This window comes from Frateuria sp., from assembly GCF_013362045.1.
Classification (GTDB): domain Bacteria; phylum Pseudomonadota; class Gammaproteobacteria; order Xanthomonadales; family Rhodanobacteraceae; genus Frateuria_A.
The window spans coordinates 1-5,112 of record NZ_JABFWW010000148.1 but is presented as its reverse complement, the minus strand read 5'-3'; the positions used below and the strand labels follow the sequence as shown (position 1 = coordinate 5,112).

The following is a 5,112-nucleotide window of genomic DNA, read 5'->3' as shown; positions in this document are numbered from 1 at the left end:
CAACTTCGCGCTGTTCGACCTGGCCACCGCGATCGAACGCAACGCCAGCGCATGGATGGCGCTGGACACCGGCCACGCCGCGGCGCACGTGCACACGGCACGCGCGCTGATCGCCGGCTACCGCAAGCAGCGCCCGCTGGCGGGCGCCGACATCCACCTGCTGGCCGACCTGCTGCCGCTGGTGCACGTGGACTTCGCGCTGTCGGAAGTGGAGTACTTCACCGCGGTCACCCGCTCGCCGGCCAATGCCGACGTGGCGTACCACACCTTCCTGCGCGGACACGCGGCCTGGTTCGGCACGCCACCGGGACAGGCGCTGCTGGATGCGATTCGCGAGCTGGCGTAGACGCCCCACCATTCGAGCCGGGTCGCAGCGCCCGCGTGCCCGAAACGCGTCCTTCGACTTCGGCCTACGGCGCACTCTCAGGACGAACGGCTTGGGTTGGACGTCCATTCCGTGCTTCAATAGCCAACTTGAAGCGGGGGTGCCCGGCGAACGGCCGGGCTGAGAGAGTCCCTTGGAACCTGATCCGGTTTGCACCGGCGTAGGGAGCTTGATTAGCAGCCGTGCGTCCGTCCGGACGTGCGCCTGGCCGTCGCTTCGTCCTGCCCTTGCCGACGAGTCGACGATGAACCTACCCCACACCCCCCTGCTGCTCGCCCTCCTCGCTGCGCTGGCCCCGGCCGCGCAGGCCACCGGGCAGTCCGATACCACCCAGGCCAAGCAGCTCGCGCCGGTGCGCGTCCAGGGCCAGACCCACGACGACCGCCACGGCACCGCACTGGACGCCTACGGCAACGCCTCGCTGCACGACACGCCGGCCGCCGTCACGGTGATCGCGCGCAAGCAGCTGGACGACCGCCAGATCCGCACGCTCAGCGAGCTCGCCCGCGAGGATGCCTCGCTGGGCGACAACTATGCGCCGGTCGGCTACTACCAGGACATCGCGATCCGCGGCTATCCGCTGGACCTGGCCACCGGCCTGCGCTTCAACGGCCTGACCATCGCCGGCGAGCAGCCCATCGCGCTGGAGGACAAGCAGCAGGTGGAAGTGCTCAAGGGCCTGGCCGGCCTGCAGGCCGGCGTGATGGAGCCCGGCGGCGTGGTCAACTTCGTCAGCAAGCGCCCGGCCGACGTGCGCGAGGTGACGCTCGGCACCGACTCGCACGGCTCCCGCTACGGCGCGCTGGACGCGGGCACCTGGCTCACTCCGACCTTCGGCGTACGCGCCAACCTCGCCTGGGAGGACATCCACTCCTACGTGCACCACGCCGACGGCCGCCGCAACTTCTACGCGCTCGCGGCCGACTGGCGCATCACGCCGGACGCCACGCTGGAACTGGACAGCGACTACCAGGCCAGCGCGCAGCGCTCGGTCTCCGGCTACCAGTTGCTGGGCGGCGACGCGCTTCCCGAGCAGGCCGACCCCACCCGCATGCTCGGATTCGAGCCCTGGCAGCAACCGGTCGGCGTGCACGCCTCCAACACCAGCGCGCGCCTCACCTACGCCTTGAGCGACGAGTGGCGCCTGCGCCTGGCCGCCGGCCACAGCCGCAGCGTGATCAATGACAACGTGGCCTTCGCCTACGGCTGCTTCTACTCGCCGGCCTGCGCCAGCGGCCAGCCCGGCAACTTCTTCGCGCCCAACGGCGACTACGACGTCTACGACTACCGCAGCCCGGACGACACGCGCATCGACGACGAGGCGCGCGCGGTGCTGGAAGGCCGCTTCGACACCGGCGGCGTGAGCCAGCAGCTCACCGTGGGCGCGAGCGCGTTTCGCCGCCTCAACGACCAGCGCGCGGACGTCTACGACTACGTCGGCACCGCCAACATCGTCGACCGCGACCCGCCGTACTTCGCGCCCTCGCCGAACCAGCCGGGCCCGTCCGAGCGGCGCCTGACCAGCTGGCAGCATTCGCTGTTCGCGCTGGATCGACTGCACCTGGGCGAGCAGTGGCAACTGATCGCCGGCGGCCGCTTCGTGCGGTTGCACGAGCGCGCCTACGGCAGCGACGGCGCGCCCGAGCGCGACACCCGCATGAGCCGCGCGCTGCCCCAGGCCGCCGTGCTGTGGCAGCCGAGCGAGCCGCTCACCACCTACCTGAGCTACAGCGAAGGCCTGTCGCTGGGCATGGAAGCGCCGTACTGGACCAGCAACGACGGCCAGATGCTGCCGCCGCGCCTGTCGCGCCAGATCGAGGCAGGCGTGAAGTACGACCTCGGCGATGCCCTCAACCTCACCGGCGCGCTGTTCCACATCCGCCAGCCCTACCAGTTCGCGCAGCCGGACCGCTCGGCCGCCGGCTTTACCTTCGTGCAGCACGGCGAGGAGGTGCACACCGGCCTGGAGCTCGGCGCCAACGGCCGCGTCAGCGACAACCTCAGCCTCACCGCCAGCGCCAGCTTCATCCGCGCCCGTGCGCAGGACACCGGCACGAGCGCCTACGAAGGCCACCAGGTAGCCAACGTGCCGCGCCTGCGCACCGCGATCTACGCCGACTACCGCCTGCCCTTCGCGCCGCAGCTGAGCCTGCTCGGCGGCTGGCGCTACGCCTCGCCCAACGTCGCCACCCCGGATGGCCGCGTGCGCGTGGCCGCCTACCACGTGTTCGACGCTGGCCTGCGCTACGCCACCACCGTCGGCGGACATGCACTCACCGCGCGCCTGTCGATCGACAACCTGTTCAATCACTTCTACTGGCGCGATACCGGCAGTGCCTACGGCGACAGCTACCTGTTCCCCGGCGCGCCGCGGCTGGCCCGGCTGTCCGTGAGCTACGCCTTCTGATGGACGCGATCGAGCTCGTCGGCGCAGGCCTGAGCGCGTGGGCCGTATGGCTCTCCGCTCGGCGCCGCCCATGGTGCTGGCCGGTCGGCTTCGCATCGGTACTGGTCTATGGCTGGATCTTCCTCCACGCCAAGCTCTACTCCGATGCGCTGCTGCAGGGCGCGTTCGCCGGCCTGATCGTGTACGGCTGGCTGCGCTGGCTCAGGCACCTGGGCGGCGACGGCCGGGTGGTGGTCGCGCGGCTGCCTCCGCGCGAGCTTGCCGTGCACCTGGCGCTGGGCCTGGCCGTCGCGCTCGCGCTCGGCTACGTCATGCACCGCTGGACCGACGCGGCGCTGCCCTGGCTGGATGCCGCGCTGACGGCCTTCAGCCTGGTTGCGCAATGGTGGCAGGGACGCCGCCATGTCGCGGCGTGGTGGCTGTGGATCGCGGTCGACGTGATCTATGTCGGCGAGTACGTCTACAAAGACCTGGCGATCACCGCGGTGCTGTATGCCGGCTTCGTGGTACTGGCGGCGATCGGCCTGCGCGACTGGCGTCGCGCGCAATCGCTTCCGCAGGCGCATCCGGTCGTCGGATGAGTGCCGTCCGACGCGCGCGAGGCTAAGCTGCGCCGGCCCCCGACACCGAAGGAAACGGCATGAAGCCCTGCCTCGCCATCGCGATGCTGCTGACGCTCGCCCCTCTCCACGCCATCGCGGCCTGCGGTTCGACCGGCGCCCACAGTTCGCCCCCAGAGGTCGTCCAGGCCCAGGTGGACGCCTACAACGCCCACGACGTCGAGGCGCTGGCCGCGTGCTACGCGGACGATGCGAGCCTGGTCTACCTCGCGGGCGAGCGCCCGCCGATCCGTGGCAGGGACGCCATCCGCATGGCCTTCGGCTTCCTGCCCAGGCAGCCGAAGGCCTTCCACGTGGAGGTCGTCCGGCGCAGCGCCGCCGGACCGGTGGTCGTCGACCTCGAACGCCTGCACGGCCTGGCGCCGGACAAGCACCTGCCCGATGCGTTCGCGATCTACGAAGTGCGCGCGGGCCTGATCGCGAAAGCCTGGTTCCCGCCGGCGAAGTGAGCCGTCGCCGCGGCGCGCTCAAGGCGAAGGGTCGGCGGCGGCCGGCGCGCGCCACCCCGGAGCGAGCCGCGTCTGCATCGCATCCAGGAAACCCGCCGGCAGCGGGAACCTGCCGAGCCATCCGCTGCGGGTGCCGGACAGCACGCGCAGCATCTGCCCGCGCGCGCCGGGCATGCGCGAGAACGGATGAAAGGCCCGGTCGCGCACCCGCGCCCAGGCATCGCGCTCGGACTGGAACAGCGGCGTCAGCCAGCGGCTCCACAGGTGGTAGATGCCCACGTGCGCGCGCCGCGCCGCCGCATAGCGCGCCAGCGCCTCGGGCACGCTGCGCGCCCGGCGCAGGGCATCGCGCAAGGCATGGGCATCGAGCAGCGCCATGTTTACACCCTGGCCCAGTTGCGGGCTCATCGCGTGCGCCGCGTCGCCCAGCAGCACGGCACACCCCCGGTGCCAGAGCGCGTGCATCGTGTCGCGGTAGCGCGCCTGCGCCAGGCCGGCGGACACGGCCGTCGCGGCGAGACGCTCCAGCGCCTGTGGCCAGACGGCCCGCACGCCGGCCCGCCACGCCTCTTCGTCACGGCCCGCCCGGTCGAGTTCGTCCACCGGCAGGCTCCAGAAAAAGCTCAGCCGCGGCACGGCATCGCCCGGCCGCGTGCCGACCGGCAGCATGCCGGCCATGCGCCGGGCGCCGACGTAACGCTGCTGCAGCACGTCGCGCCATGGCCAGTCGCCGGCGGCGACAAGGCACCACTGCGCGCCCCACGGGTAGGGCCTGTCCACGCGCGAGCGGCTGACCTGCGCGCGCAGGCCGGAGGCCGCGCCGTCGGCCACCACGACCAAGTCGAAGCTGCCGTGGCGCCGCCCCTGCTCGTCCTCCAGCGCCCCCTGTTCTGGATCCACCCGCACGATGCGCACGCCGCAGTGCAGTTGGCGGCCCTGCGTCCAGGCCGCATCCAGTACCGAGAACAGCGCAGCGCGCTGCATCCCCAGGCCGCACAGGCGCGGATCGAGCTCGGCATAGCGCATGTCCATCACCGCCCTGCCCGCCGCCGTCTCGCCGTACAGCCGCGACACCGGCGCCGCGTACGCCAGCGCCGTGTCGAGCAACCCCAGCTCCCACAGTACCCATTGCCCGACCGGCTGCAACAGGAACCCGGCGCCGACCGGTCCCAGCCGGGGCGCGCGCTCGAACACCTCCACCTCGTGGCCGTCGCCGGCCAGCATCAGCGCCGTGGCCTGCCCACCGGTGCC

The 5,112-nt window shown here is 71.8% G+C and carries 4 protein-coding genes, 1 pseudogene and 1 riboswitch; of the genes and pseudogenes, 4 read left to right on the top strand and 1 reads right to left on the bottom strand.

Features of this window, described 5'->3' with window-relative positions; translation table 11 throughout:
• The 4 genes and pseudogenes from HOQ08_RS07200 to HOQ08_RS07185 all read left to right on the top strand — a co-directional run.
• Nucleotides 1–346 (top strand): annotated as a pseudogene (locus HOQ08_RS07200) (aminoglycoside phosphotransferase family protein); the annotation flags it as partial.
• A 125-nt stretch (nt 347–471) separates the two neighbouring features.
• A riboswitch (TPP riboswitch) is annotated at nt 472–569 on the top strand.
• A gap of 60 nt (nt 570–629) precedes the next feature.
• Nucleotides 630–2,792, top strand: coding sequence for a TonB-dependent siderophore receptor (locus tag HOQ08_RS07195; protein ID WP_291192773.1), 2,163 nt, complete (start codon nt 630–632; stop codon nt 2,790–2,792).
• The gene (gene pnuC, locus HOQ08_RS07190; protein ID WP_291192771.1) at nt 2,792–3,373 is read left to right on the top strand and encodes a nicotinamide riboside transporter PnuC; all 582 of its coding nucleotides are present in this window, start codon (nt 2,792–2,794) and stop codon (nt 3,371–3,373) included. Before HOQ08_RS07195 ends, pnuC begins: the two co-directional genes overlap by 1 nt.
• Before the next feature lie 59 nt (nt 3,374–3,432).
• On the top strand, nt 3,433–3,861 hold the full coding sequence (locus HOQ08_RS07185; RefSeq protein WP_291192769.1) for a nuclear transport factor 2 family protein: 429 nt from the start codon (nt 3,433–3,435) through the stop codon (nt 3,859–3,861).
• Between the two features lie 18 nt (nt 3,862–3,879).
• On the opposite strand, the gene HOQ08_RS07180 is transcribed toward HOQ08_RS07185, so the two are convergent.
• Nucleotides 3,880–5,112: NAD(P)/FAD-dependent oxidoreductase (locus tag HOQ08_RS07180; protein ID WP_291192767.1), on the bottom strand; the 1,233-nt coding region annotated here is incomplete at its 5' end.